Origin of the sequence: Nocardioides sp. (assembly GCF_964228225.1) — a bacterium.
Classification (GTDB): domain Bacteria; phylum Actinomycetota; class Actinomycetes; order Propionibacteriales; family Nocardioidaceae; genus Nocardioides.
Genome location: NZ_CAXQZB010000058.1, coordinates 1 through 22,102, shown reverse-complemented (window position 1 = coordinate 22,102; position 22,102 = coordinate 1). Strand labels below are relative to the sequence as shown.

Sequence of the window (22,102 nt, the reverse complement as noted above, 5' to 3'; positions counted from 1 at the left end):
TAAGTGAGTGAGCGCTCACTCACAAGCGGGTTCCGGGGCCTTGTAGCGTCGCGCCATGCAGTCCTTCTCACCCCCCGACCCCACCGATTCCCGCACCCCGCGCGAGCGGATGCTCGCCGGCGACTGGTACCGCGCCGACGCCGAGCTCGACGCCCTGGCCTCCCGTGCCGCCGGCCTCGCCGCGCGCTGGGCCCAGGCCGTGTGGGCGGGCGACCCGACGGCCTCCGACCTGCTCGCGGAGCTGCTGCCCCACCGCGGGGAGGGGGTGGCGATCCGTCCGCCGCTGGCGCTGGACTACGGCACCCGGATCACGATCGGACCCGGCACGTTCATCAACTCCGGCCTCACCGCCCTCGACGTCGCCCCGATCACGATCGGTGCCCACTGCCAGATCGGCCCCCAGGTGCAGCTGCTCACCCCGCTGCACCCCCTCGAGCCCGGCCCGCGACGCGACGGCTGGGAGACGGCGGCCCCGGTCACCCTGGGGGACAACGTGTGGCTCGGCGGCGGCGTCATCGTGTGCGCCGGCGTGACGATCGGCGACGACACCGTGGTCGGTGCGGGCTCGGTGGTCACCCGCGACCTGCCCGCCGGCGTGCTGGCGGCCGGCAACCCCGCGCGCGTGGTCCGCGAGCTTCCGCGAGGGTCGTGACGGCGAGCAGCGCCAGCAGCCGGACCAGGTCCGGGCCTGCGGGCACCAGCTGGCCGTACCGGTGGAAGCCGAAGCCGGTGACCAGCGCCCAGGCGACGCCTCCCAGCCCCGCGCGCGGGATCCAGCGGTGGCCGCGCGCCAGCATCGCCGCGGCGAGCGCCAGGACCACCAGGGTCGCCGGGGGCTCGAGCCGGACGACGGCGCAGGCGAGCACGGTCGCGACCAGCGCGGCAGCGGCGAGGGCCCACCTGGCGCCGTCGTCGTCGGCGATCCCGGCCAGGCTGCGATCCGCGGGGACGGGGGCGGTGTCGCGGTCGACGCTCACCCCGGCAGCATCGCCCCGCGCCACGGGGGCCGCGGTCCTGTTGACGGTGTCCTGACGCCCGCCGCGCGCGTCCTCTCGCGGTGTTGACGGCTCGCCCGGTCGGGTGACCGGGCCGGGAGCGACCGCGCCTACGGTGGAGGACGAACACGGGGTGCCCGCCGCGACCGAGCGTCGCGCGGGCTGAGATCACACCCGCCGAACCTGCTCGAGCTCGTACTCGCGAAGGGATGTCCGCCGATGCCTGTCGCCCTGCCTCCGGATCCGACCGCTCCAGCCCTCGCCGCAGCCCTCGCCGAGGTGCGGGCCCAGGCGCCGCTGGTGCAGTGCCTCACCAACCACGTCGTCTCGGGGTTCACCGCCAACCTGCTGTTGGCGCTGGGGGCCGCCCCCGCGATGGTGGACGTGCCCGGTGAGGCCGCACCGTTCGCCGGGGTCGCCGGGGGCGTGCTGATCAACCTCGGCACACCGCACGCCGAGCAGCGGGCCGCGATGCGGGAGGCGGCGGTCGCGGCACCGCGCTGGGTGCTCGACCCGGTGGCGGTGGGCGCGCTGCCGGTGCGCACCGACCTGGCGCAGGAGCTGCTGGCGGCCGGCCCCAGCATCGTGCGCGGCAACGCCTCCGAGATCGCGGCGCTGGCTGGGCACGGCCACGGCGGCCGCGGCGTCGATGCCACCGCGGGGGTCGACGACGTCGCCGCGGCTGCGCGCGAGCTGGCAGGCCGCATCGGGGCCGTCGTCGCGGTGTCCGGACCGGTCGACCTGGTCACCGACGGTCACCGCAGCGTCCGGATCCACGCGGGTCATGCGCTGCTGACCCGCGTGACCGGCGGCGGCTGCGCCCTCGGCGCGGCGATGGCCGCCCACCTGGCCGTCACCGATCCGTTCACCGCCGCGGTGGCCGCCAGCCTGGGCCACGGCCTGGCCGCCGAGCACGCCGCCGCCGGGGCCTCGGGTCCCGGGACCTTCGCCGTCCGGCTGCTCGACGCCGTCGCCGCCCTCGGGCCCGAGCACCTGGCGCAGGCCGCCGACCGTGTGGACCGGGTGGTGGCGGCGTGACCGGCCGCCCCGAGCTGCACCTGGTCACCGACGAACGGCTGGAGCCGGCGCGACTGCGCACGGTCGTGGCGCAGGCGGTCCAGGCCGGGGTCGACGTCGTGCAGGTGCGCGACAAGCAGGCCACCACCCGGGCGATGCTCGCCCTGGTGCACGACCTCGTCGCGGTCGTGGCGGGCAGCGGCGCGCGGCTGCTCGTCAACGACCGCGTCGACGTCGCCCTGGCCGCCCGGCGTGCCGGGGTGCCCGTGGCGGGCGTGCACCTGGGGCAGGGCGACCTGCCGCCGGACAGCGCCCGCACCCTGCTCGGACCCGGGGCGATCATCGGCTGGAGCGCCTCGACCCCGGCCGAGGTGGTCGCCGCGGCGGCGTTCCCGCCGGGCACCCTGGACTACCTCGGCCTCGGGGTGCTGCGCGCCACCGGCACCAAGCCGGACCATCCCGCGCCGCAGGGGGTGGCGGGCCTCGGGGCGCTGGCGCGAGCGGCCTCGCTGCCGTGCGTCGCGATCGGCGGGGTGGGGGTCGACGACGTCGCCCCGCTGCGCGCCGCCGGCCTGCACGGCGTGGCGGTGGTGTCGGCGATCAGTGCTGCGGCGGAGCCGGGCGCCGCGGCGGCCGCGCTGCGGGCGGCTCTCGACGCGGAGGTGACCGCATGAGCGGGACCGCGAGGGTGGCGGTGCCGCGGGTGCTGTCCGTCGCGGGGTCCGACCCGAGCGGGGGCGCCGGCATCCAGGCCGACCTGAAGTCCATCGCCGCCCTCGGCGGCTACGGCATGGCCGCGCTCACCGCCCTCACCGCCCAGAACACCCGCGGTGTGCGGGCCGTGCACGTCCCACCGCCGGAGTTCCTGGCCGCGCAGTTGGCGGCGATCGGCGACGACATCGTCGTGGACGGGGTGAAGATCGGCATGCTCGCCGGTGCCGGGCCGGCCGCCGTGGTCGCGGGCTGGCTGGCCGAGCACCGCCCGCCCGTCGTGGTGCTCGACCCCGTCATGGTCGCCACGAGCGGCGACCGGCTGCTCGACCCCGCTGCCGAGCAGGCCGTGCGCTCCCTGGCCCGGCGCGCCCACCTCGTGACGCCGAACATCGCCGAGCTGGCCGTCCTCACCGGGCGGGGTCCGGCCGGCACGTGGGACGAGGCGCTGGCCCAGGGCCGTCGCGCCGCCCGCGACCTGGGCACGCGGGTGCTCCTCAAGGGCGGCCACCTGCGCAGCGCGGGAGCGCGCGGGCCGGTGTGCCGCGACGCCGTCGTGGCCCCCGACGGGACGGTCGAAGCCGAGGTGGTGCGCGAGCGGGTGGCGACCACCGCCACCCACGGCACCGGCTGCTCCCTCTCCTCGGCGCTGGCCACCCGGGCGGCGGCGGGCGACGACTGGCCCACCGCGCTGCGGACCGCGACCACCTGGCTGGACGGGGCGCTGCGGGCGGGCGAGGCCCTGGCAGTGGGGGGTGGGCATGGGCCGGTGGACCACTTCCACCACCTGCGGCCTCAGGCCGAGGCGGCCGACGGGCGCTGATCGAGCACGAGGTCGATCGCCCGGGTGAGCGCCTCGGCGTAGGCGTCGGGCCGCGACAGCGGGACGTTGTGGTCGGCGCGGATCTCCACCACCGGGGCGTCCAGCGCCGCCGCGGTGGCCCGCTGCAGCGCGGGCCGGCAGATCCGGTCGCGGCTGAGCAGCAGGTAGGCCGACGGCAGCCCGCGCAGGCGGCGTGCCTCCTCGCGCAGGTCCAGCTCGAACACCGCGCGCAGGGTGTCGATCATCGCCGCCGGCGAGGTGCGGGCGAGCTCCTCGCGCACCCAGTCCCACTGGGCGCGCACCTGCGGGTGACGTCGGGCGGTGTCGTGCCAGTAGCGGCGCGAGAGGCCGCCGGTGAGGGGGTGGTGGCGCAGGGCGCGGTGGCGTCCGAGGACGCCGAGGGCGAGTCGGAACGCACGGTCGCGGGGCAGCCGCCGGTAGTCCAGGGCACAGGCCTGCGGCACGATCCCGGCCACCCGGTCGGGATGGCGCAGGGCGGTCAGGATCGCGGTGACCCCGCCGAGGGAGAAGCCGCTCACGACCGCGCGCTCGACCCCGAGCGCGTCGAGCACGGCCACGACGTCGTCGGCGGCGTCGGCGTAGGAGAAGGAGTCGGCCGGCACGCCGCGACCGTGGCAGCGGGTGTCGAGCGCGATCACCGGCGCACGGGCGGCCAGCCGGTCGTAGACGGGGTGGAAGTTGAGGTCCGCGGTGAGCGTCCACCCGTGCAGCAGCACGATCGGCACGGCCGCGGGGCCACGGCCGGTGCCGGGGCCGGGCAGCGTGCGCACGAAGGTGGTGCCGCGGCCCGGCAGGTGCAGCGGCCCGCCGGTGGGCAGTGTCGGCACGCCGGCGCCGCCGCGCGGGGCGGGAGCCACCGCGGCGAGCAGGGAGCGCAGGTCGCGGCGGGGCCCGCGCAGCAGGTCGGGCGTCGGAGGCACCGTCGGACCGTACGATCAGACGGTTTCTAGGTCAAGGGCTCCTGGGCCGCGGCGAGCACGCGCAGCGCCGCCTTCCAGGCGTCCACCACGACGTCGGTGCCCGCGCGCGGCTGCAGGATCCCGGCGAGGTGGGAGCCGGTGAGCAGGTCGATCGTGAACTGCACCAGCAGGGGGGCGCGCGGGTGGTCGGCGCCGACCAGGGCGGTGATCCGACCGTGCACCGAGGCGAAGAGCCGTTCCTGCAGCGGCACCAGGGCGCGGCGCAGGTCGTCGTCGGTGCGGGCGGCGATCCACAGCTCCAGGGCGGCGGCGTAGGCCGGTCCCCGCAGCTCGCGCCACACCAGGTCGACGACGGCGTCCCACCCGTCGCTCGGGGCCCCGCTCGTGGGTGCGGCGGTGAGCACGACCAGGCGGCGCTCCACGACGTCCTCCACGACGCCGGCCATCAGTGCGCTGCGGGTCGGGAAGTGGTGCAGCAGCGTGCCCCGGGCCACGCCTGCGCGTTCCTGGACCGCCCCCACCGTGGTGGCGCCGTAGCCGCTGTCGACCAGGCAGCTGAACGCCGCCTCCAGGATGCGGGCCCGGGTGGTGGCGGCGCGCTCCTGCTGGGAGCGCCGGGCGGGGCCGGACATGCGCGCCACCCTAGGGCATGTCCGTCACCCGGTCCGGCGGCTTGCGTGCCGGGGAGGGGTGCCGCATGCTGGGGTCAAACAGTCCGATCAGACGGAAAGTGGATCGCCATGGCCGACCCCCGCCGCCGCCCCTCCCGGATCCGGCGCCAGCTCGACGCCGCGCGCACGCTCGCGCCGGTGCTGGCGCAGACCGCCCGCCTCGCCGTCGACGACGCCGTCGGCCGGCTGCGGCCCGGCGCGGGGACCTCCGTCGCCGTCGCCGCCGCCGACGCCGCGGTCGACCTGCCCGCGCCGGAGGCGGCCGCGTCCTACGCCCGGCAGGTGAGCGGCCAGCGGCTGCTCGCCGCCGACCCCGCCGCCGTCGTCGACCTGGTCACCGACCTGGCCCGCACCCACGAGTGGCTCACGCTGCACCTGTCGTGGCGGGGGGAGCGGCCCGACCGGATCGCCACCGGCGCCACGTTCACCCAGCAGATCAGCCTGATGGACATCCCCGCCCAGGCCCGCTGGGAGGTCGAGCGCGCCGACGAGCACGGCTTCGCGTTGCGCGGCACCGGCCCGATGGGCATCACCGTGGGCCTGTGGTGCACGGTCGCCGCCCACGCCGGGGGTGCCGCCGTCCGGCTCGACGGCGCGCTCGACGGCGCGCCGGTGCGCGGGCCGGTGGGTCTCACCGCGGTGCGCAGCGTCGAGGTCGCCCTGCGCGACTCCCTCGACGCCCTGGCCGGGCTGGTGGAGTCCGGCGGGTCCGGCTCCGGGCGGCTGCGGGTGGCCGACGAGCCGGTCCTGCACGAGCGCACCGGCACCCTGCTCGACCCCACCATCCCGGTGGTGGTCGGGGTGGGGCAGCTCGTCCAGCGCACCCCCGACCTCGACGCCCCGCTGGAGCCGGTGGCGCTCGCCCACCGCGCGCTGCAGGCCGCGGCCGCGGACGCCGGGGCCGCGCTGGACCTGCTGGCGCGCGCCGACCTCGTGTACGCCGTGCCGAGCGCGTCGTGGACCTACGCCGACCAGGCGGGCGCGGTGGCCGCGCTCGCCGGCGCGAGCGGGGCCGGCACGGTGCAGACCTCGCCCTACGGCGGCGACGGCGCGCAGCTGGCGGTCAACGACGCCGCCCAGGAGGTCGCCGCCGGCCGCGCCCAGGTCGTGCTCGTCAGCGGTGCCGAGGCCGGGGCCACGGTGGCGGCGCTGCAGAAGGCGGGTCGTGAGCCCTCCTGGCCCCGCCAGCCCGACGACGTCGCCCCCGATCGCGTGATCGGCATCGACCGACCGGCCAACAACGAGGCCGAGACCAGCGTCGGGCTCGGCGCGCCGATCTACGTCTACGCCCTGCTGGAGTCCGCGCTGCGCGGCGCCGCCGGCACCGACGAGTCCGCCCACCGGTCGCGGATCGCCGCCCTCTGGGCGCGCCACAGCGAGGTCGCGGCCGCGAACCCGCACGCCTGGGACCCCACCGCGCGCACCGGGGCGGAGATCGCGACCGCGACGCCGGAGAACCGCTGGGTCAGCGAGCCCTACACGAAGCTGATGTGCGCCAACCTCCAGGTCGACCTCGCCGCCGGGGTGATCATCACCAGCGTCGCCGCGGCCCGGGCCGCCGGTGTGCCCCAGGACCGCTGGGTCTTCCTGCACGCGGGCGCCTCGGCCACCGACGAGTGGTTCGTCTCCGAGCGCGCCGACCTCGCCGCCTCCCCGGCGATCGCCGCCGCCGGCGCGGCCGCGCTCGACCACGCCGGGATCACCGCCGCCGACCTCGGCCCGGTCGACCTCTACTCCTGCTTCCCCGCGGCCGTGCAGCTGGGCGCGCAGGCGCTCGGCCTGCCCTGGGACGACCCGGAGCGACCGCTCAGCGTCACCGGGGGACTGACCTCCGCCGGCGGCCCGGGCAACAACTACGGCCTGCACGCGGTGGCCACGCTCGTCCCGCAGCTGCGGGCGCGACCCGAGGAGTACGGGCTGTCGAGCTCGCTGGGCTGGTACGCCACCAAGCACGCGCTCGGCGTGTACGCGGCCCGTCCGCCCGCGCGTCCCTTCGCCCACCTCAAGCCTGCCTTCGACCGGCCGCCGGCCCGTCCCGCCCGGACCGAGGCCGAGCTCGCGGTCGGCACCCCCTGCGTCGTCGAGGCGCTCACGGTGCCCCATGGCCGCGACGGCGCTCCCGAGGCGGTGGTGCTCTCGCTGCTGGACGCCGACGGCACGCGCTACCTCGTGCGCCGCGAGGACCCGGCCTCGGTCGCGGCCCTCACCGCCACCGACCTGGTGCGCCGCACCGTGAGGCTCGACGCCGCCGGGGCGCTGGTCCCGATGCGGAAGGCCCGCGCCGCGGCCCTGCCCGCACCCCCGCCGGCCACCCTGCGCACCGAGCGGGCCGAGGAGGGCATCCTCGTGCTCACCCTCGACCGGCCGCGGGTGCGCAACGCCATCGACCGTCCCACCGCGCTCGCCCTGGAGCGGGCGATCGACGACGCCGAGGCCGATCCCACCGTGCGGGTGATCGTGCTGACCGGCGCCGGCGGCACCTTCTGCGCCGGGATGGACCTCGCGGGCGCCCACCGCGGCGAGGTGCCGGTGACCGACCGGCGCGGACCGCTGGGCCTGACCGCCGAGCCGCCCGTCAAGCCGATGATCGCCGCCGTCGAGGGGCCGGCGCTGGCGGGAGGCTTCGAGCTGGCGCTGTGCGCCGACCTCGTCGTGGCCGCCGAGGACGCCTCGTTCGGTCTGCCCGAGGCCAAGCGCGGGCTGCTCGCGGCCGCCGGCGGGCTGTGGCGCACGGCCACCCGACTGCCGCGTCCGGTGGCGCTGGAGCTGGCGCTCACCGGCGATCCGTTGTCCGCACAGCGGATGCACCAGCTCGGCCTGGTCAACGCCGTCGTGCCGGCGGGGGAGTCGCTGACCACCGCCCTCGACTACGCCCGGCGCATCGCCGCCAACGCCCCGCTGTCGGTGGCGGTCGGCAAGACGATCGTCGACGCCGCCCCCACCTGGGACCCCGCCGAGGGGTTCGAGCGGCAGAGCGAGCTCGCGGGGCCGGTGGTCCTCTCCGACGACGCCCGCGAGGGCGTGGCGGCCTTCGCCGAGAAGCGCGCTCCCCGCTGGACCGGCCGATGAGCCCGCTGACCACCGCGCTGCAGGGCGCCGTCGACCTCGCCGGCGGGTTGCGCGTGCTCACCCGCGAGGGCCTGCTCGAGCCGACCCGCCCCGACCGGACCCTGCGCGCGGCCCGCGAGACCGCCCGACTGGGTCCGGTGACGGCCTCGATCCGGCTGGCGCGGCGCCGCACACCCGATGCCGTCGCCCTCCAGGACGGTCCGCCCGAGCAGGGCGGCACCCTGACCTACGCACAGCTCGACGACCGGGCCGCGGCGCTCGCGCACCGGCTGCTCGCCGCCGCGCCCGGGAGCCGACCGGTGGTCGGGCTGCTCGCCCGCGACCACCGCGGCGCGGTGCTCACCCTCGCCGCCTGCGGCTACGCCGGGGCGCGTGCGGTGCTGCTCAACACCGGCTCGGCCGCCCCGCAGCTGGCCCAGGTGCTGGCCCGGGAGGGCGTCGACGTCGTGGTGCACGACGAGGAGTTCGCCGACGTCGTCGCGGCGGCGGGTGCGGCGCACACGCTGCGGGCCGACGGCGACGACGTGCTGGCCGCCGCCCCGACCGCGGCGGGGCCGCCGCCGAGGCCGGCCCGCTCCGGTGGGCTGGTCGTGCTCACCAGCGGCACCACCGGGGTGCCGAAGGGGGCGCCGCGCCAGCGGGTCAACCCGCTGCAGACCGCCCAGGTCATCGACCGGCTGCCGTTCCCGCGCGGCGCGGTCGTGATGATGGCTGCGCCCACGTTCCACGGCACGGGGCTGTCGCAGACCTGCCTGGCGTTCTCGGCCGGCTGCCGCGTCGTGCTGCCCGGCAGGTTCCGCGCCGACGCCGTGGCGGCGCTGGTGCGCGACACCCGCGCCGAGGTGCTCGTGGCAGTGCCCACGATGGTGCACCGGCTGGTCGCGCTCCCCGACGCCGGACGCGACCTCGCGACGCTGCGTCGGATCTACGTCGGCGGTGCGGCGCTGAGCCCGGACCTCGCGCGGCGCACCCACGCGCTGCTCGGCGGGGTGCTGCACAACCTCTACGGCTCCACCGAGGTCGGCATCGCCGCCGTGGCCTCACCGGCCGACCTCGTCGTGGCCCCCGGCTGCGTGGGCCGCCCACCGGTGGGGGCGCGGGTGCGGCTGCTCGGCCCCGATCGGCGCCCGGTCGCGGCGGGGGAGACCGGGGTGATCTTCGTGCGCTCCGCGCTGGCGTTCTCCGGTTACTCCGACGGCACCGGCAAGGAGGTCGTGGACGGCTACGTCTCCACCGGCGACCTCGGCTTCCGCGACCACCACGGGTTGCTGCACGTCGTGGGCCGCGAGGACGACATGATCGTCTCCGGCGGTGAGAACGTCGTGCCGGCGCAGGTGGAGGAGCTGCTCGCCTCCCATCCCGACGTCGACGAGGTGGCGGTCGTGGGGGTGCCCGACGAGGAGTTCGGGCAGCGGCTGCGCGCCGTCGTCGTGCCCGCGGCCGGACGCGCTCCCGACCCGGAGGCGCTGCGCACGCTCGCGCGGGAGCAGCTGGCGCGCCACGAGGTGCCCCGCGAGGTGTGGGTGGTCGACGCCCTGCCCCGCAACGCCACGGGCAAGATCCTGCGACGCGTGCTGGCCGCGGCGGACACCGCGGACGAGCTCGTCGGCGACTAGGCCGCGATCAGGCGGTCACGGGCGCGTTCGCGCGGGCGAGGGCCACGACCGGCACCAGGACCAGGGCCAGCAGGCCTCCGACCAGGGACAGCAGGGCGTAGCTGCCCGCCCCCACGACGACGCCGGACAGCGCGCCGGCGCCCGCACCCGACAGGGCGATGAGCACGTCGACACCACCCTGCACCCGGGCCCGCTCCTGCGGTGCGGTGGCGTCCACGACCAGGGTGGTGCCGCTGATCAGGCCCAGGTTCCACCCCAGCCCGAGCAGGACGAGGGCGAGGGTGAGCTGCACCATCGAGGTGGGTGGGGCCAGGGCCGCCACCACGCCGGCGGCCACCAGCGTGGCGGCGGCCGACAGGGCCATCGGCACCCGGCCCACGCGGTCGACCAACGGGCCGGTGACCAGCGAGGGCAGGTACATCGCGGCGATGTGGGCACCGATCACGAAGCCGATCTCGCCCAGGCCGTGGCCGTGGTCGCGCATGTGCACCGGCGTCATCGTCATGATCGCCACCATCGCGATCTGGGTGAGCACCATCGTGGTGGTGCCCACCGCCACGCCGTGGGCGACCGGGGGCAGCGTCGGCCGCGCGTCGTCGTCCCCGGGCGTCTCCGCGGGCGGGGTCCAGCGACGGGCGGTGAGCAGCGGGTCGGGGCGCAGCCGCACCAGCAGCACGGCCCCGGCGGCGGCGTAGGCCGCGGCGGCCAGCAGGAAGGGCCCGGCCAGCGACGGCACGCCGACCGCCTCGGCCAGCCGGCCCAGCGGCCCCACCAGGTTGGGGCCCGCGACCGCGCCGAGGGTCGTCGCCACCAGCGCGGTGGAGATGGCGGTGCCGCGCTGGTGGGGGAGGGCGAGATCGGTCCCGGCGTAGCGGGCCTGCAGGTTCGTGGCCGTGCCGGTGCCGTAGACCACCAGCCCCACGAACAGCAGCGGCACCGACTCGGTCACCGCCGCCACGACGATCGCCACGGCGCCGACGGCGCCGACGAGGAACCCCCCGCCCAGCCCGATCCGTCGTCCCCGCGCCTGGGACACCCGTCCCACGGTGAACGCCGCGATCGCCGAGCCGAGGGTGAACAGCGCGGCGGGCAGGCCCGCGGCGGCGTCGCTGTCGAGCAGGTCGGCGGCCAGCAGTCCGCCCACGGTGACCCCCGCGGCCAGACCGGCACCTCCGAAGATCTGGCAGGCCACGACGACGCGCAGCACCCGGGCGTGCAGGACCGCGCGCTCGTCCTCGGTGAGCGGCGGGGCCTGCAGGTCGGGGGTCGGCATGGTCACAGTGTGATCAGACCGCCCCCGAACGCACGCACCGCCCCCGGCCACGAGGGCCGAGGGCGGTGCGAGGTCGCTCCGCGCGCAGTGCGCGGGGCAGGGATCAGAGCGGGCGGACGTTCTCCGCCTGCGGGCCCTTCGGGCCCTGGGTGATCTCGAACTCCACGCGCTGGTTGTCCTCGAGGGTCTTGTAACCCTGGGTCTGGATGGCGGAGAAGTGGACGAACACGTCGTCACCGCCGCCGTCCTGCTGGATGAAGCCGAAGCCCTTGTCGCCGTTGAACCACTTCACGGTGCCCTGAGTCATGGGACTGTCCTTCTTGTTTCGGTGTGACGCCGGGCGGAGTGCCGCGACGCTGAAGCTGACACATCTGCACGTACGCCTGATGTCCAGCACAACCGAAGACCAAGAGACCGCGATGCGCCCCGCCGGAACGGGGCCGGAGGCAGGACTCACGCCCTTCCCCCTTCAACCACGGAGAACGCTACCAGCGCCCACCCCGTGGTTGTCACCCCGCGGATCACGGCGCGTCGTCGGGAGCCCTTGTCGAGCCCTTGTCGACACGCTGTCGGGCCGGTGCCGAGGTAGTGCCGAGGGATCTCGGAGGAATTCTTCCGGTATCGGCTCAGCCGGCGCCGCTCCCTGCCGATCTCTCGTCTGCACGACATCTCCACCGGGTGTCGCGCGACGTCCTATCGACCATGGGGAGACACGGAAGGGAACGCCCATGCGAGCCAGCGTGCGGGCGGCGATCGCCGCCAGCTGCGGCGTCGTCCTGCTCACCGGCGGCCTCGGATCGCTGGCGTCGTGGCGCGACTCCACCGACGTCCCGGGGGAGACCATCACCTCGGGCACCCTGCGCCTGGCGGCGTTCAGCTGCGGCGCCTGGACCCTCACCGACACCGGCTCGACCTTCGTCCCGGCCACCGACCGGCTCGTGCCCGGGGAGGAGCTCACCCGCACCTGCACCTCCACCCTCACCGCCACCGGCAGCCACCTGCAGGCCACCCTGGGCGCCTCGACGCCCTCGGCCGGGACCGGCGCGCTCGCCGACGAGCTGGTCTACAGCGTCGCCTGGCGGGTGGGCGCCGCGGTCGGCCAGAGCGCCGTCACGACCGCCGACGACGGCAAGACCGTGACCGCCACCCTCACCGTGCGCTTCCCGTTCGGCACCGGGGTGGACAACGACGCCAACGGCGCGGTGGCCGCCGCCCTCGGCGCGGTGACCTTCACCCTCACCCAGACCGACGACTGACCGGGCGGGAGGTGCCCGATGTCCGCGACGCCGAGCCACATCGCCGCCCGGCCACCCCACCACGCGAGGCGTGCGCTGGTCCGGCTGGCCGGTCGAGTCCTCAGCGGCGCGCTGCTGCTGGCGGCGCTCGGGGTGCTCGTGCTCACCGTCCTGCTGCCCCGGGTGGCCGGGGCCGTGCCCTACACCGTGCTGACGGGCTCGATGGCGCCGGCGCTGCCGCCGGGCACGCTCGTCGTCGTGCGACCGGTGGCCCCCGCCGACGTCGCGGTGGGCGACGTCGTGACCTACCAGCTGCGCAGCGGTGAGCCGACCGTGGTCACCCACCGCGTGGTGCAGATCGACTACGACGCGACCGGGGCGCCGCGCTTCGTCACCCGCGGTGACGCCAACACCGTGCCCGACGCCGCCCCGGTACAGCCGGTGCAGGTGCGCGGCGTCGTCTGGTACCACCTGCCGTGGCTGGGTCGGCTGGGGCCGCTGCTCACCCTCGCGCAGCGCCAGCACCTCGTGGTCGGCACGGCCGTGGGGCTGCTGGTCTACGCCGCGCTGCAGGGGCGACAGGCCGTGCGTGCCGCGCGTCAGCCGGCGTCGGGTCGGGTGCCGGCCCGAGCGGGGGCCCATCGTGCCTGAGCACCGCGCCCCCCGGCGTCGTGACGCCTCCCACCGCGCGCCCCGTCGACGTCGGCCGCCGCTGCTGCGGGCCGGCGGTGCGGTCGCGGCCGCGGCGATCGTCGGGGTGGGCTCCCTGGGCACCTACGCCTACTGGACCGACGCCGCCGCGGTGACCTCGGGCACGCTCACCAGCGGCACCCTGGACCTCAAGGTCGAGGGACAGCAGGGCACGCCCACGGCGGCCACCTGGCCGGCCCTCGCGATCACCGACCTCGCGCCCGGGGAGAGCGTCGCGGCCACCCTGACCCTCGCCAACGCCGGCACGACGCCGTTCACCTTCAGCGTCACCGGCACGCTCACCGGGACCGCCCAGCCCTACCTCCAGGTGCGGGTCGTGCGGGCGGGGACGGCGGCGAACTCGGGCAGCACCTACCCGCGCACCGGCTCCTGCAGCGGTGGCACGGAGACCTACGCCCTGGCGTCGCTGAGCGCGGGCGCCACCGTCGTGGCGTCCTCCCCGGCCCTCGCGGCGGCGGCCTCCACCACGCTGTGCGTGATCGCCGCCCTGCCCAGCGGCACCGGCAATGCCGCCCAGGGCACGAGCGCGACCCTGACGCTCACCGCCCAGGCGACCCAGCAGTGAGCAGGATCCGCGCCGGCCTGCTCCTCGCGGCGCTGCTGCTCGGCGTCGCGGTGCCCCGCGCGGTGGCGGCGTGGGCCGACAGCGCCCAGGCGACCTCCGGCACGATCACGCTCGTGCCGACCATCGCCGCCCCGACGGCGTCGTGCAGCACGCTGTCGATCGGCGGGGTGCGGGTCGTGTGGACAGCCGTGTCCGGTGCGTCGGGCTACCGGCTGTCCTACGGCAACGGCGGCACCCAGACCCAGGACGTCGGGTCGGGCACCACCGCCGTCGTGCTGACCGGGCTCGCGAGCGCGGGCACCTTCACGGTGCGCACGCTGCGGACCTGGACCACCACGACGCCGGCGGCCACCACCACCTGGACGTCGGTGTCGTCGAACGCGCTGTCCTACACCGTCACCCTCGGCCTGCTCGGCACCTGTTCTAGTTGAGGATCCGCATCGAGGCCGGCACGCCCCCGCCGTCGTGGACGGCCTCGACCAGCTCGGCCAGCGCCGTGAGCGCGACGTTCTGCGACAGCGGTCCGTAGGAGACCCGGGCGACCCCCAGCTCCTGCAGCCGGGCCAGCGGGGGCAGGCCGGGCACCCCGATGAGGGTGAGACGCTGCGGGCCGTAGGCCTCCACCAGCGTGGCGATCTGCTGCTCGTCGAGCCTGCCCGGCACGAACACCACGGGCGCGCCGGCCTCGAGGTAGGCCCGGCCCCGGGTGACGGCCTCCTCCAGCGCGTCGTCGACGCCCTTGACGAAGGCGTCGGTGCGGGCGTTGAGCACGAAGTCCGGCACCCCGGCCTCGCGCGCGGCCGCCATCACGGCCGCCACGCGCTCGGTGGCCTCGGCCAGCGGGCGCATCTGGTCCTCGAGGTTGCAGCCCACCACGCCGAGGGAGATCGCGCGGGTCACGGTGGCGGCGGGATCGCCGTAGCCGGCCTCGAGGTCCGCGGTCACGGGCAGGTCGCCGGCGGCGACGACGATGCGCCGCACCTCCTCCAGCATCTCCGCGACCGGGATGTTCTCCCCGTCCTCGTAGCCGCGGCTCGCCGCGATCGAGTGGCTGGCGGTGGCCAGGGCGGTGGTGCCGGGGGTGTCGGCGACCACGCGCGTCGAGATCGAGTCCCACACGTTCACGACGGTGAGCAGATCCGGGGCGGTGTGCAGGGCGAGCAGGCGGGTGGCGCGGGCGGCGGTGCCGCCGGCGGGGCCGGTGAGGTCGGTGTTCGTCATGCCTCCTACCTTGGCCGAACCGGCGGGACGAGCGCGAGGGGGTGCGGCCGTCCCGCCGGCGATCGGCGGCTCACACGACGTCGTCGGCGCTCTCGATCACCGCGGCGAGACGACGCATCTGGGCGGCCTGGGAGGCGTAGTCCATCGCCGCGCCGTTCCACTCCTCCACCTGGCCGGCCAGCAGCGCCGGGTCCTCGGCGAAGGTCGGCTGGTCGGCGAGCTCGGCGGCGTCGTAGCCCTCGACGTTGGTGAGCAGCACGTCGCCGGTCATCATCTTCTCGGCGTTCTCCCAGCTGTAGATGTCCCAGTAGTAGTCGCCCCCGGTGGTGAGGGCGGTGTAGTCGACCCCGAAGGTGCTGTAGAGCTGGGTCTCGGGCTCGTCGGCGGTCTTGACGACGTAGATGCCGCTGGTGTCGGCGTACATCTGGGTGACCTCGATCTCCGGGCGCGCGGCCGCGACGTCGCGCAGCTCCTCCCCGGCCTGCTCGAACTCGGCGCGGGCGGCCTCCACCGCGGCCGGGTCGGCGCCCAGCGAGGCTGCCAGCGACGTCGTGCTCTCGATGACCTCGAGTCCCTCGCCGCCGATCTTGACCGCCACGATCGGGGCGATCGCGGCGATCTGACGCTGCTGCTCCACGTCGGCGAAGGCGTACAGGGGCCCCTCGGTGTCGATGGTCCCCTCGCGGTCCACCGGATAGACCCCGGTCACCACCAGGTCGGGCGCGGCGGCCGCGAGGGCCTCGAGGTCGATCTCGCCGTAGGTGTTGCCGACGATCGCCACCTCGGAGAGGTCGTAGTCGGCGAACCGGGGGTCGGAGGCGACGTCGACGCGTCCGAAGATCGCGACGGGGGTGATGCCGTAGCTGAGCAGCGCGAGCGCCTGGTCGGCCATGGCGGCGATCCGGGTGGGGGTGGTGTCGAGGGTCAGGGTGGCGCCGGTGCCGTCGGTCCAGGTCCACGGCCCCGCGGTCGCCGCGCTCGCGGCGGTCTCAGGTGTCGTCGCGGTGGTGTCGGCGGTCGCCCCGCAGGCGGCCACGGGGGCGAGCAGGAGCAGGAGCACGGCGGGCAGGGCCGCGGCGCGGGGTCGGCGGCGGTGGGAGTGAGTGTTCATGGTCATGTCATTAAGGTAAGGCTTACCTAAATAATCGCGGTCGCGTCTCAGTCCTCGGGCTCGAGCGGGACGACCATCGGGGCCCCGGTGCCCGGATCCGGCAGTACCGCGGCCTCGAGGCCGAAGCCCTCGCGCAGAGTCGCCGGGGTCAGCACCTCCCACGGCGTGCCGTCGGCCAGCACGCCGCCGTCGCTGAGCACGACGAGACGATCGGAGAACCGCGCCGCCAGGCTCAGGTCGTGCAGCACCATGACGACGGTCGTGCCGTGCTCGCGGTTGGCCCGCCGCACGATCCGCAGCACCTCGAGCTGGTGGGTGAGGTCGAGGAAGGTGGTCGGCTCGTCCAGGAGCAGCAGCGGGGTCCGCTGGGCGAGCACGAGTGCGATCCAGGCCCGTTGCAGCTGGCCGCCGGAGAGTCGCGCGGCCTCGCGGTCGGCCAGGTCGGTGAGGCCGGTGGCGGCGAGCGCCGTCGCCACCGCCTCGGCGTCCTCGCGGGTCCAGGGGCGGAGCAGGCTCTGATGCGGGTGGCGGCCCCGCGACACCAGGTCGTGGACGGTGGTCGCCTGGGGGGTGAGCGGCTTCTGGGGCAGGACCGCCAGGCGCCGCGCGACCTGGCGGCCGCCGACCTCGCCGATCGGACGGCCCTCGAGCAGCACCTCGCCCCGGCTGGGCCGCACCAGCCGGGCCATCGCCTTGAGCAGGGTGGACTTGCCGCACCCGTTGGCCCCGACCAGGGTGGTCACGGTGCCGGGATCGATGCGCAGGTCGAGGTCGCGCAGCACGACCCGGCCGTCGTAGCCCAGCGTCGCCGCCCGCACCTCGAGCGCGGGGAGGTCCTTCTCGACGGTCGTGGTCACGCGGGGCTCCTCGCGGGGTCGGGGCGGCGGGTCAGCAGCCAGATCAGGGACGTCGCGCCGACGAGCGCGGTGAGCACGCCCACCGGCACGCTGCCGGGCAGCAGGGACCGACCGACCAGGTCGGCGCCCAGTACGAGGGCGCCGCCGAGCAGGCCGGAGGCGAGCAGGGGCGGGCGCGCGGTCCCGCACAGACGCCGCGCCACCTGGGGCGCGACGAAGGCGACGAACTCCAGGGGGCCGCTCGCCGAGACGGCGACGGCGGCGAGCACCACCGCGCACAGGATCACCAGCATCCGGTGCCGCTGCACGGCGACACCGAGGCCGGCGGCGACGTCGTCGCCGAGCTGGGTGATCTCCAGGGCCCGGACCTGGCTCAGCGCCAAGGGCACGACGAGCACCAGGGCGGTCAGCACGGGCCACACCGAGGTCCAGGAGATGCCGGACAGGCTGCCGACCAGCCACTGGGTGGCGGCGGCGGCCTGGGTGAGGTCGGCGCTCACGAGCAGGTAGCCGGTGAGGCCCGTGAGCGAGGCCGTGACGCCGATGCCGACGAGCACGAGGCGGTACCCGTCCACGCCCCCGCGCCATGACAGGCCGTACACCAGGGCGGCGGCGAGCAGTCCGCCGAGGACCGCGACGAGGGGGAGCCCGATGCCGAGCAGCCCGGAGCCGACGGCGTAGGTGCCGCCGCCGAGCACGATGGCGGCCACGGCGCCCGCGGCCGCGCCGGAGGTGACACCGAGGATGTCGGGGGTCGCCAGCGGGTTGCGGGCGAAGGCCTGCGTCAGGGCGCCGGCGAGTCCCAGGCTCATCCCCACCAGCAGTGCGGCGACCACCCGGGGCAGGCGCAGCTCGAAGACGACCAGGTGCCGGCCGGGATCGCCGCCCACGAACAGGGTCTGCAGTACCTCGCCCGCACTGAGCCCCGCGCTGCCGACCATCACGCCGAGCAGCGTGAGGCCGGCGCAGAGCGCGGTGGCCGCGACCGCGACGACCAGGGTGCGGTTCACAGCTCGGCCATCCGTCCGCGGCGCACGATCGCCACGAACACCACCCCGCCGAGCACCGAGAGCACCACGCCGACGGAGAGCTCGCCCAGCCCACCCAGCATCCGGGCCACGACGTCGCAGGCGAGCAGCACGACGGCGCCGACCACGGCGGAGGCGGGCAGGAGCCGGGCGTGGGTCCCCCCGACGAGCGCACGCGCCACGTGGGGCGCCGTGAGACCGACGAACCCGATCGGGCCGGTGACCGCGACGGCGGAGGCGGTGAGGAGCGTGATCGCGGCGAGCCCGAGCAGGCGCGTGCGCAGCAGGCTCTGGCCCAGGCCGGCGGCCACCTCGGTGCCCAGGGCCAGCGCGTCCAGGGCGCGCACCTGGGTGGCGGCGAGGAGGGCGCCGAGGCCCGCCAGCGCGGCCACGGGGCCGAGGCCCTCCAAGGTGCGTCCGGACAGCGAGCCCACCACCCAGATCCGGTAGCCGGCCAGGGTGGTCTCGTCGGTGAGCACGAGGTAGGACGTCGCGGCCCCGAGCAGCGCCGTCACCGCCGTCCCGGCCAGCGCGAGCGGGACCGGGCTGGCCAGGCCGCGGCCGAGGGCGGCGATGCCGAAGACCGCCGTGGCGGCCAGCAGCGCGCCGAGCATCGCGAGCAGCGCGGTGGCCGTCACCGAGCCGACGCCGGCGACGTGGAGGCCGAGCACGACCGCGAGGCTCGCGCCGGCCGAGACGCCGAACAGGCCGGGGTCGGCCAGCGGGTTGCGGGTCTGGCCCTGCATGACCGCGCCCGCCGCGCCGAGGCACGCGCCGACGACGAGCCCGAGCACGGTGCGTGGCACCCGCGAGCCCCACACCACCGCGCCCACGTCGCGGTCGCGGTCCAGCAGGGCCCGCACGACGACGTCGGGGGCGAGCGGGTTGCTGCCCAGCAGCAGGCTCGCGGCCACGACGAGCACCACGGCGCCGATCAGGGCCGGGCCGATCAGGACGGGCGCGACGCCACGTCGTCGTGCGGTGGGGGACAGGAGCAGGGACACGCCCCGGACCCTAGCGGAATGAGGTAAGGCTTACCTATCTCAAGGCACCGGATCCCGGGCCCGCCGTGGCGGGACCGGGATCCGGTGGTGTCACTGCGTGCGGGCGGCTCAGAGGATGTAGAGCATCTCCTGGTAGGTCGGCAGCGGCCAGAGGTCGTCGGCCACGACGCCCTCGAGGGTGTCGGCGGCGGCGCGCACCGAGGCCATGGCCGGGAGCACCACGTCGCGGGCGTAGGTGGCGGCCACCAGCGGGTCCTCGTCGTGCTCGTGGGCCAGGGCGGCGCCGAGGGCGCTCAGGCCCGAGCGCAGGTCGGCGATGATGGCGCTGAGCGAGGTCAGGTCGCCCAGGTCGGGCTCGACGCCGGCGGCCTTGAGGGCGGCGACGTTCTGGGCGAGCTCGGTCTGGTAGCGCACCGCGGCGGGCAGCACGGTGGTGGTGCCCATCTCCAGGGTGGTGGCGGCCTCGACGGCGATGCTGAGGATGTACTGCTCGCAGCCCACCTCGTAGCGGCTGTGCATCTCGCGCTCGTTGAACACGGCGTAGGTGCTGAACAGCTCGATGGCCTCGGGCGAGATCAGCTCGGGCAGCGCGTCGACGGTGGTGCGCAGGTTCTTCAGCCCGCGCTGGGCCGCCTCGATCTGCCACTCCTCGGAGTAGCCGTTGCCGTTGAAGATCACCGCGCCGTGGTCGGAGATGATCGTGGTGAGCAGCGACTGCACGGCCTCGTCGAAGTCGGTGCCGGCGGCCACGGCGGCCTCCAGGGTGGTGGCGCAGTAGTCGAGGGCCTCGGCCATGATCGTGTTGATCACGACCATCGGGGCGGCGACGGTCTGCTGCGAGCCGGGGGCGCGGAACTCGAACCGGTTGCCGGTGAAGGCGAACGGCGAGGTGCGGTTGCGGTCGCCGGGGTCCTTGGAGAGGTCCGGCAGGGTGTCGACGCCGACGGTGAGCGTGCCCTTCTCCTTGGACCGGGTGGCGCCGCCCTTGGCGATCTGGTCGAAGACGTCGGCGAGCTGGTCGCCGAGGAAGATCGAGATGATCGCCGGGGGAGCCTCGTTGGCGCCGAGCCGGTGGTCGTTGGAGGCCGAGGCCACCGAGACGCGCAGCAGGCCGCCGTACTTGTGCACCGCGCGGATCACGGCGGCGCACACGACGAGGAACTGCGCGTTGTCGTGCGGGGTGTCGCCGGGCAGCAGCATGTTGCCCTGGGCGGCGTTGCCGATCGAGAAGTTCACGTGCTTGCCCGAGCCGTTGACGCCGGCGAAGGGCTTCTCGTGGAACAGGCACTCCATGCCGTGCTTCTTGGCGATCGCCTTGAAGGTCGTCATCAGCAGCTGCTGGTGGTCCGAGGCGAGGTTGGAGCGCTCGAACATCGGCGCCACCTCGAACTGGCCGGGGGCCACCTCGTTGTGCCGGGTCTTGGCGGGGATGCCGAGCTTGAACAGGGCCTGCTCGGTCTCCATCATGAAGCCGAGCACGCGGTCGGGCACCGCGCCGAAGTAGTGGTCGTCGAACTCCTGGCCCTTGGGCGGCTTGGCGCCGAACAGGGTGCGCCCGGAGTTCAGCAGGTCGGGCCGGGCGTGGAAGAAGTGGCTGTCGACCAGGAAGTACTCCTGCTCGGGGCCGCAGTAGGACACCACGTTCTGGGGGTCCTCGTGGCCGAAGAGCGACAGGATCCGCTTGGCGTGCACCGACATCGCCTGCTGGCTGCGCAGCAGCGGCGTCTTGTGGTCCAGCGCCTCCCCGGTCATCGAGATGAAGACCGTGGGGATGCACAGCGTGTTGCCGTTGGGGTTCTCCAGGATGTACGCCGGGCTCTGGATGTCCCAGCCGGTGTAGCCGCGGGCCTCGAAGGTCGCGCGCAGGCCGCCGTTGGGGAAGGAGGAGGCGTCGGGCTCGCCCTGGATCAGGGTCTTGCCGGCGAACTCGCTGATCGCGGTGCCGTCGCCGACCGGCTCGAGGAAGCTGTCGTGCTTCTCGGCGGTGAGGCCGGTGAGGGGGTAGAAGACGTGGGCGTAGTGGGTCGCGCCCTTCTCCATCGCCCAGTCCTTCATCGCCGAGGCGACGGCGTCGGCGACGTCGGGGTCCAGCGGGGCGCCCTGGTCGATGGTGGACACGACCGACTTGTAGATGCCCTTGGGCAGGCGCTTGCGCATCACCTGGAGGCTGAAGACGTTCTCCCCGAACACCGACCCGGGCTCGGCCGCGGGGTCGAAGGTGAACGGCGGCGGGGTCGTGGCCTGCACGGCGGCGATGGCCTGCAGCCGGACGGGGTTGGCGGTCATGGGCGCTCCTGGGTGACGGTCGAGCGGCCTCGGGCGCCGCTCCTGGCCGTGAACCTAGGCCCGCCGTGTCTCGGGCATGTTTCGTACCGGTGTCAGGGGCCCGTTGGGGGCTGTGACAACGGTCACGCGGGCTCCGGGGCGGGGTCGGGCAGCACCTCGCGCCAGCTGTGCCGCGGCTCCCATCCGAGCAGGTCGCGCGCCTTGTCGATGGCGTAGAAGGTCTCGGTGGGTCCCAGCGGACGGCGCACCGGCACCCCGTCGTAGAAGCGGGCGAGCAGCTCGTCGGTGGGGGTCGCCACCGAGTGGTCGGCGTTGGCGATGTTGAGCACCTGATAGCCCAGGCCGGGGGTCGCCAGGCAGGCCTGGATCGCGCCCGCGAGGTCGCGCACGTCGATGTAGGCGAACAGGTTGCGCCGGCGCAGCGCCGGGTCGGCCAGGTAGGCCGGGAACAGCTCGGCGTACTCGTGGGGCTCGATGACGTTGTTGATGCGCAGGGCGTAGACGTCGGCACAGGTGCGGGCGGCGAAGGAGCGGGCCGCGGCCTCGTTGGCCACCTTCGACATCGCGTAGGCGTCCTCGGGCACGGTCGGGTGGTCCTCGTCCACCGGCAGGTACTCGGGACGGCGCTCGCCGCGGGCGAAGCACACCCCGTAGGTGGTCTCGGAGGAGGCCAGCACGATCCGGTCGATCCCCAGCCGGGTGGCGGCCTCGAGCACGTGGAAGGTGCTGAGCACGTTGGCGGCGTAGGTCGCGGCATCGGGCACGATCCCGATCCGCGCGACCGCTGCGAGGTGCACGACGGCGTCGTAGCGCGGCGGTTCGGCGAGGTGAACCGTCACGGGTTCTCTGCCGCTTCTATACGGGGTGCGGCTCTCGGTTGAGGGCAGCGTAGTAGTCGTGCTCGTGCTCGGCGGGTGGGATCTGGCCGATGCTGGAGTGCAGGCGTCGGTGGTTCCACCAGTCGACCC

At 75.4% G+C, this 22,102-nt stretch carries 22 protein-coding genes and 1 riboswitch; of the genes, 10 read left to right on the top strand and 12 right to left on the bottom strand.

Features of this window, described 5'->3' with window-relative positions; translation table 11 throughout:
* Positions 1-55: 55 nt before the first annotated feature.
* Complete coding sequence (locus tag ACERUJ_RS14710) at positions 56-652, top strand: sugar O-acetyltransferase (protein ID WP_370249454.1); 597 nt, start codon at positions 56-58, stop codon at positions 650-652.
* Here the strand turns inward: ACERUJ_RS14710 and ACERUJ_RS14705 are convergent.
* Entirely contained in the window at positions 573-977 is a 405-nt protein-coding gene (locus ACERUJ_RS14705) for a hypothetical protein (protein ID WP_370249453.1), read from the bottom strand. The two genes, ACERUJ_RS14710 and ACERUJ_RS14705, sit on opposite strands and share 80 nt — an antisense overlap.
* Positions 978-1,114: 137 nt before the next feature.
* A riboswitch (TPP riboswitch) is annotated at positions 1,115-1,222 on the top strand.
* Here ACERUJ_RS14705 and thiM point away from each other — a divergent pair.
* The 3 genes from thiM (at position 1,215) to thiD (ending at position 3,546) form a co-directional block, all read left to right on the top strand.
* A complete protein-coding gene (thiM, locus tag ACERUJ_RS14700) occupies positions 1,215-2,033 on the top strand; it encodes a hydroxyethylthiazole kinase (RefSeq protein ID WP_370249451.1) in 819 nt (272 codons plus the stop codon). Its footprint overlaps the riboswitch before it by 8 nt.
* On the top strand, positions 2,030-2,686 hold the full coding sequence (gene thiE / locus ACERUJ_RS14695; RefSeq protein ID WP_370249450.1) for a thiamine phosphate synthase: 657 nt from the start codon (positions 2,030-2,032) through the stop codon (positions 2,684-2,686). Before thiM ends, thiE begins: the two co-directional genes overlap by 4 nt.
* Complete coding sequence (thiD, locus tag ACERUJ_RS14690; RefSeq protein WP_370249448.1) at positions 2,683-3,546, top strand: bifunctional hydroxymethylpyrimidine kinase/phosphomethylpyrimidine kinase; 864 nt, start codon at positions 2,683-2,685, stop codon at positions 3,544-3,546. Before thiE ends, thiD begins: the two co-directional genes overlap by 4 nt.
* On the opposite strand, the gene ACERUJ_RS14685 is transcribed toward thiD, so the two are convergent.
* Positions 3,519-4,487, bottom strand: coding sequence for an alpha/beta fold hydrolase (locus ACERUJ_RS14685; RefSeq protein ID WP_370249445.1), 969 nt, complete (start codon positions 4,485-4,487; stop codon positions 3,519-3,521). The two genes, thiD and ACERUJ_RS14685, sit on opposite strands and share 28 nt — an antisense overlap.
* A gap of 26 nt (positions 4,488-4,513) precedes the next feature.
* Positions 4,514-5,119: a TetR/AcrR family transcriptional regulator gene (locus ACERUJ_RS14680; RefSeq protein ID WP_370249443.1), complete on the bottom strand. Its 606-nt coding sequence runs from the start codon at positions 5,117-5,119 to the stop codon at positions 4,514-4,516.
* A gap of 108 nt (positions 5,120-5,227) precedes the next feature.
* Between ACERUJ_RS14680 and ACERUJ_RS14675 the strand changes: the two genes are divergently transcribed.
* Positions 5,228-8,227 carry a crotonase/enoyl-CoA hydratase family protein gene (locus tag ACERUJ_RS14675; RefSeq protein ID WP_370249442.1) on the top strand — a complete coding sequence of 1,000 codons (3,000 nt, stop codon included), beginning with the start codon at positions 5,228-5,230 and terminating at the stop codon, positions 8,225-8,227.
* Complete coding sequence (locus tag ACERUJ_RS14670; RefSeq protein ID WP_370249439.1) at positions 8,224-9,843, top strand: AMP-binding protein; 1,620 nt, start codon at positions 8,224-8,226, stop codon at positions 9,841-9,843. The genes ACERUJ_RS14675 and ACERUJ_RS14670 overlap by 4 nt, the downstream gene beginning before the upstream one ends.
* Before the next feature lie 7 nt (positions 9,844-9,850).
* Here ACERUJ_RS14670 and ACERUJ_RS14665 read toward each other — a convergent pair whose 3' ends face one another.
* On the bottom strand, positions 9,851-11,116 hold the full coding sequence (locus ACERUJ_RS14665; RefSeq protein ID WP_370249438.1) for an MFS transporter: 1,266 nt from the start codon (positions 11,114-11,116) through the stop codon (positions 9,851-9,853).
* A gap of 103 nt (positions 11,117-11,219) precedes the next feature.
* Positions 11,220-11,423 (bottom strand): cold-shock protein, encoded by a 204-nt coding sequence (locus ACERUJ_RS14660; RefSeq protein ID WP_370249437.1) that lies wholly within the window; start codon positions 11,421-11,423, stop codon positions 11,220-11,222.
* A 421-nt stretch (positions 11,424-11,844) separates the two neighbouring features.
* Here ACERUJ_RS14660 and ACERUJ_RS14655 point away from each other — a divergent pair, with 421 nt between their 5' ends.
* The 4 genes from ACERUJ_RS14655 to ACERUJ_RS14640 are packed head-to-tail and all read left to right on the top strand — an operon-like array spanning position 11,845 to position 14,058.
* Entirely contained in the window at positions 11,845-12,372 is a 528-nt protein-coding gene (locus ACERUJ_RS14655) for an alternate-type signal peptide domain-containing protein (protein ID WP_370249436.1), read from the top strand.
* Between the two features lie 18 nt (positions 12,373-12,390).
* Positions 12,391-13,002 (top strand): signal peptidase I, encoded by a 612-nt coding sequence (locus ACERUJ_RS14650; RefSeq protein WP_370249435.1) that lies wholly within the window; start codon positions 12,391-12,393, stop codon positions 13,000-13,002.
* Positions 12,995-13,627 carry a TasA family protein gene (locus ACERUJ_RS14645; RefSeq protein ID WP_370249433.1) on the top strand — a complete coding sequence of 211 codons (633 nt, stop codon included), beginning with the start codon at positions 12,995-12,997 and terminating at the stop codon, positions 13,625-13,627. The genes ACERUJ_RS14650 and ACERUJ_RS14645 overlap by 8 nt, the downstream gene beginning before the upstream one ends.
* The gene (locus ACERUJ_RS14640) at positions 13,624-14,058 is read left to right on the top strand and encodes a hypothetical protein (RefSeq protein ID WP_370249431.1); all 435 of its coding nucleotides are present in this window, start codon (positions 13,624-13,626) and stop codon (positions 14,056-14,058) included. The genes ACERUJ_RS14645 and ACERUJ_RS14640 overlap by 4 nt, the downstream gene beginning before the upstream one ends.
* Here ACERUJ_RS14640 and ACERUJ_RS14635 read toward each other — a convergent pair.
* The 7 genes from ACERUJ_RS14635 to ACERUJ_RS14605 form a co-directional block, all read right to left on the bottom strand.
* A complete protein-coding gene (locus ACERUJ_RS14635) occupies positions 14,051-14,848 on the bottom strand; it encodes an isocitrate lyase/phosphoenolpyruvate mutase family protein (RefSeq protein ID WP_370249428.1) in 798 nt (265 codons plus the stop codon). The two genes, ACERUJ_RS14640 and ACERUJ_RS14635, sit on opposite strands and share 8 nt — an antisense overlap.
* Before the next feature lie 70 nt (positions 14,849-14,918).
* A complete protein-coding gene (locus ACERUJ_RS14630; RefSeq protein WP_370249427.1) occupies positions 14,919-15,965 on the bottom strand; it encodes an ABC transporter substrate-binding protein in 1,047 nt (348 codons plus the stop codon).
* Positions 15,966-16,006: 41 nt separating this feature from the next.
* Positions 16,007-16,816, bottom strand: a complete 810-nt coding sequence (locus ACERUJ_RS14625) for an ABC transporter ATP-binding protein (RefSeq protein WP_370249426.1) — start codon at positions 16,814-16,816, stop codon at positions 16,007-16,009.
* The gene (locus ACERUJ_RS14620; protein WP_370249425.1) at positions 16,813-17,826 is read right to left on the bottom strand and encodes a FecCD family ABC transporter permease; all 1,014 of its coding nucleotides are present in this window, start codon (positions 17,824-17,826) and stop codon (positions 16,813-16,815) included. Before ACERUJ_RS14620 ends, ACERUJ_RS14625 begins: the two co-directional genes overlap by 4 nt.
* Positions 17,823-18,848, bottom strand: coding sequence for a FecCD family ABC transporter permease (locus ACERUJ_RS14615; RefSeq protein ID WP_370249423.1), 1,026 nt, complete (start codon positions 18,846-18,848; stop codon positions 17,823-17,825). The genes ACERUJ_RS14620 and ACERUJ_RS14615 overlap by 4 nt, the downstream gene beginning before the upstream one ends.
* 108 nt (positions 18,849-18,956) lie before the next feature.
* Complete coding sequence (locus tag ACERUJ_RS14610; RefSeq protein ID WP_370249420.1) at positions 18,957-21,134, bottom strand: glutamine synthetase III; 2,178 nt, start codon at positions 21,132-21,134, stop codon at positions 18,957-18,959.
* A gap of 122 nt (positions 21,135-21,256) precedes the next feature.
* Entirely contained in the window at positions 21,257-21,973 is a 717-nt protein-coding gene (locus ACERUJ_RS14605) for an NAD-dependent epimerase/dehydratase family protein (protein ID WP_370249419.1), read from the bottom strand.
* Positions 21,974-22,102 lie beyond the last annotated feature (129 nt).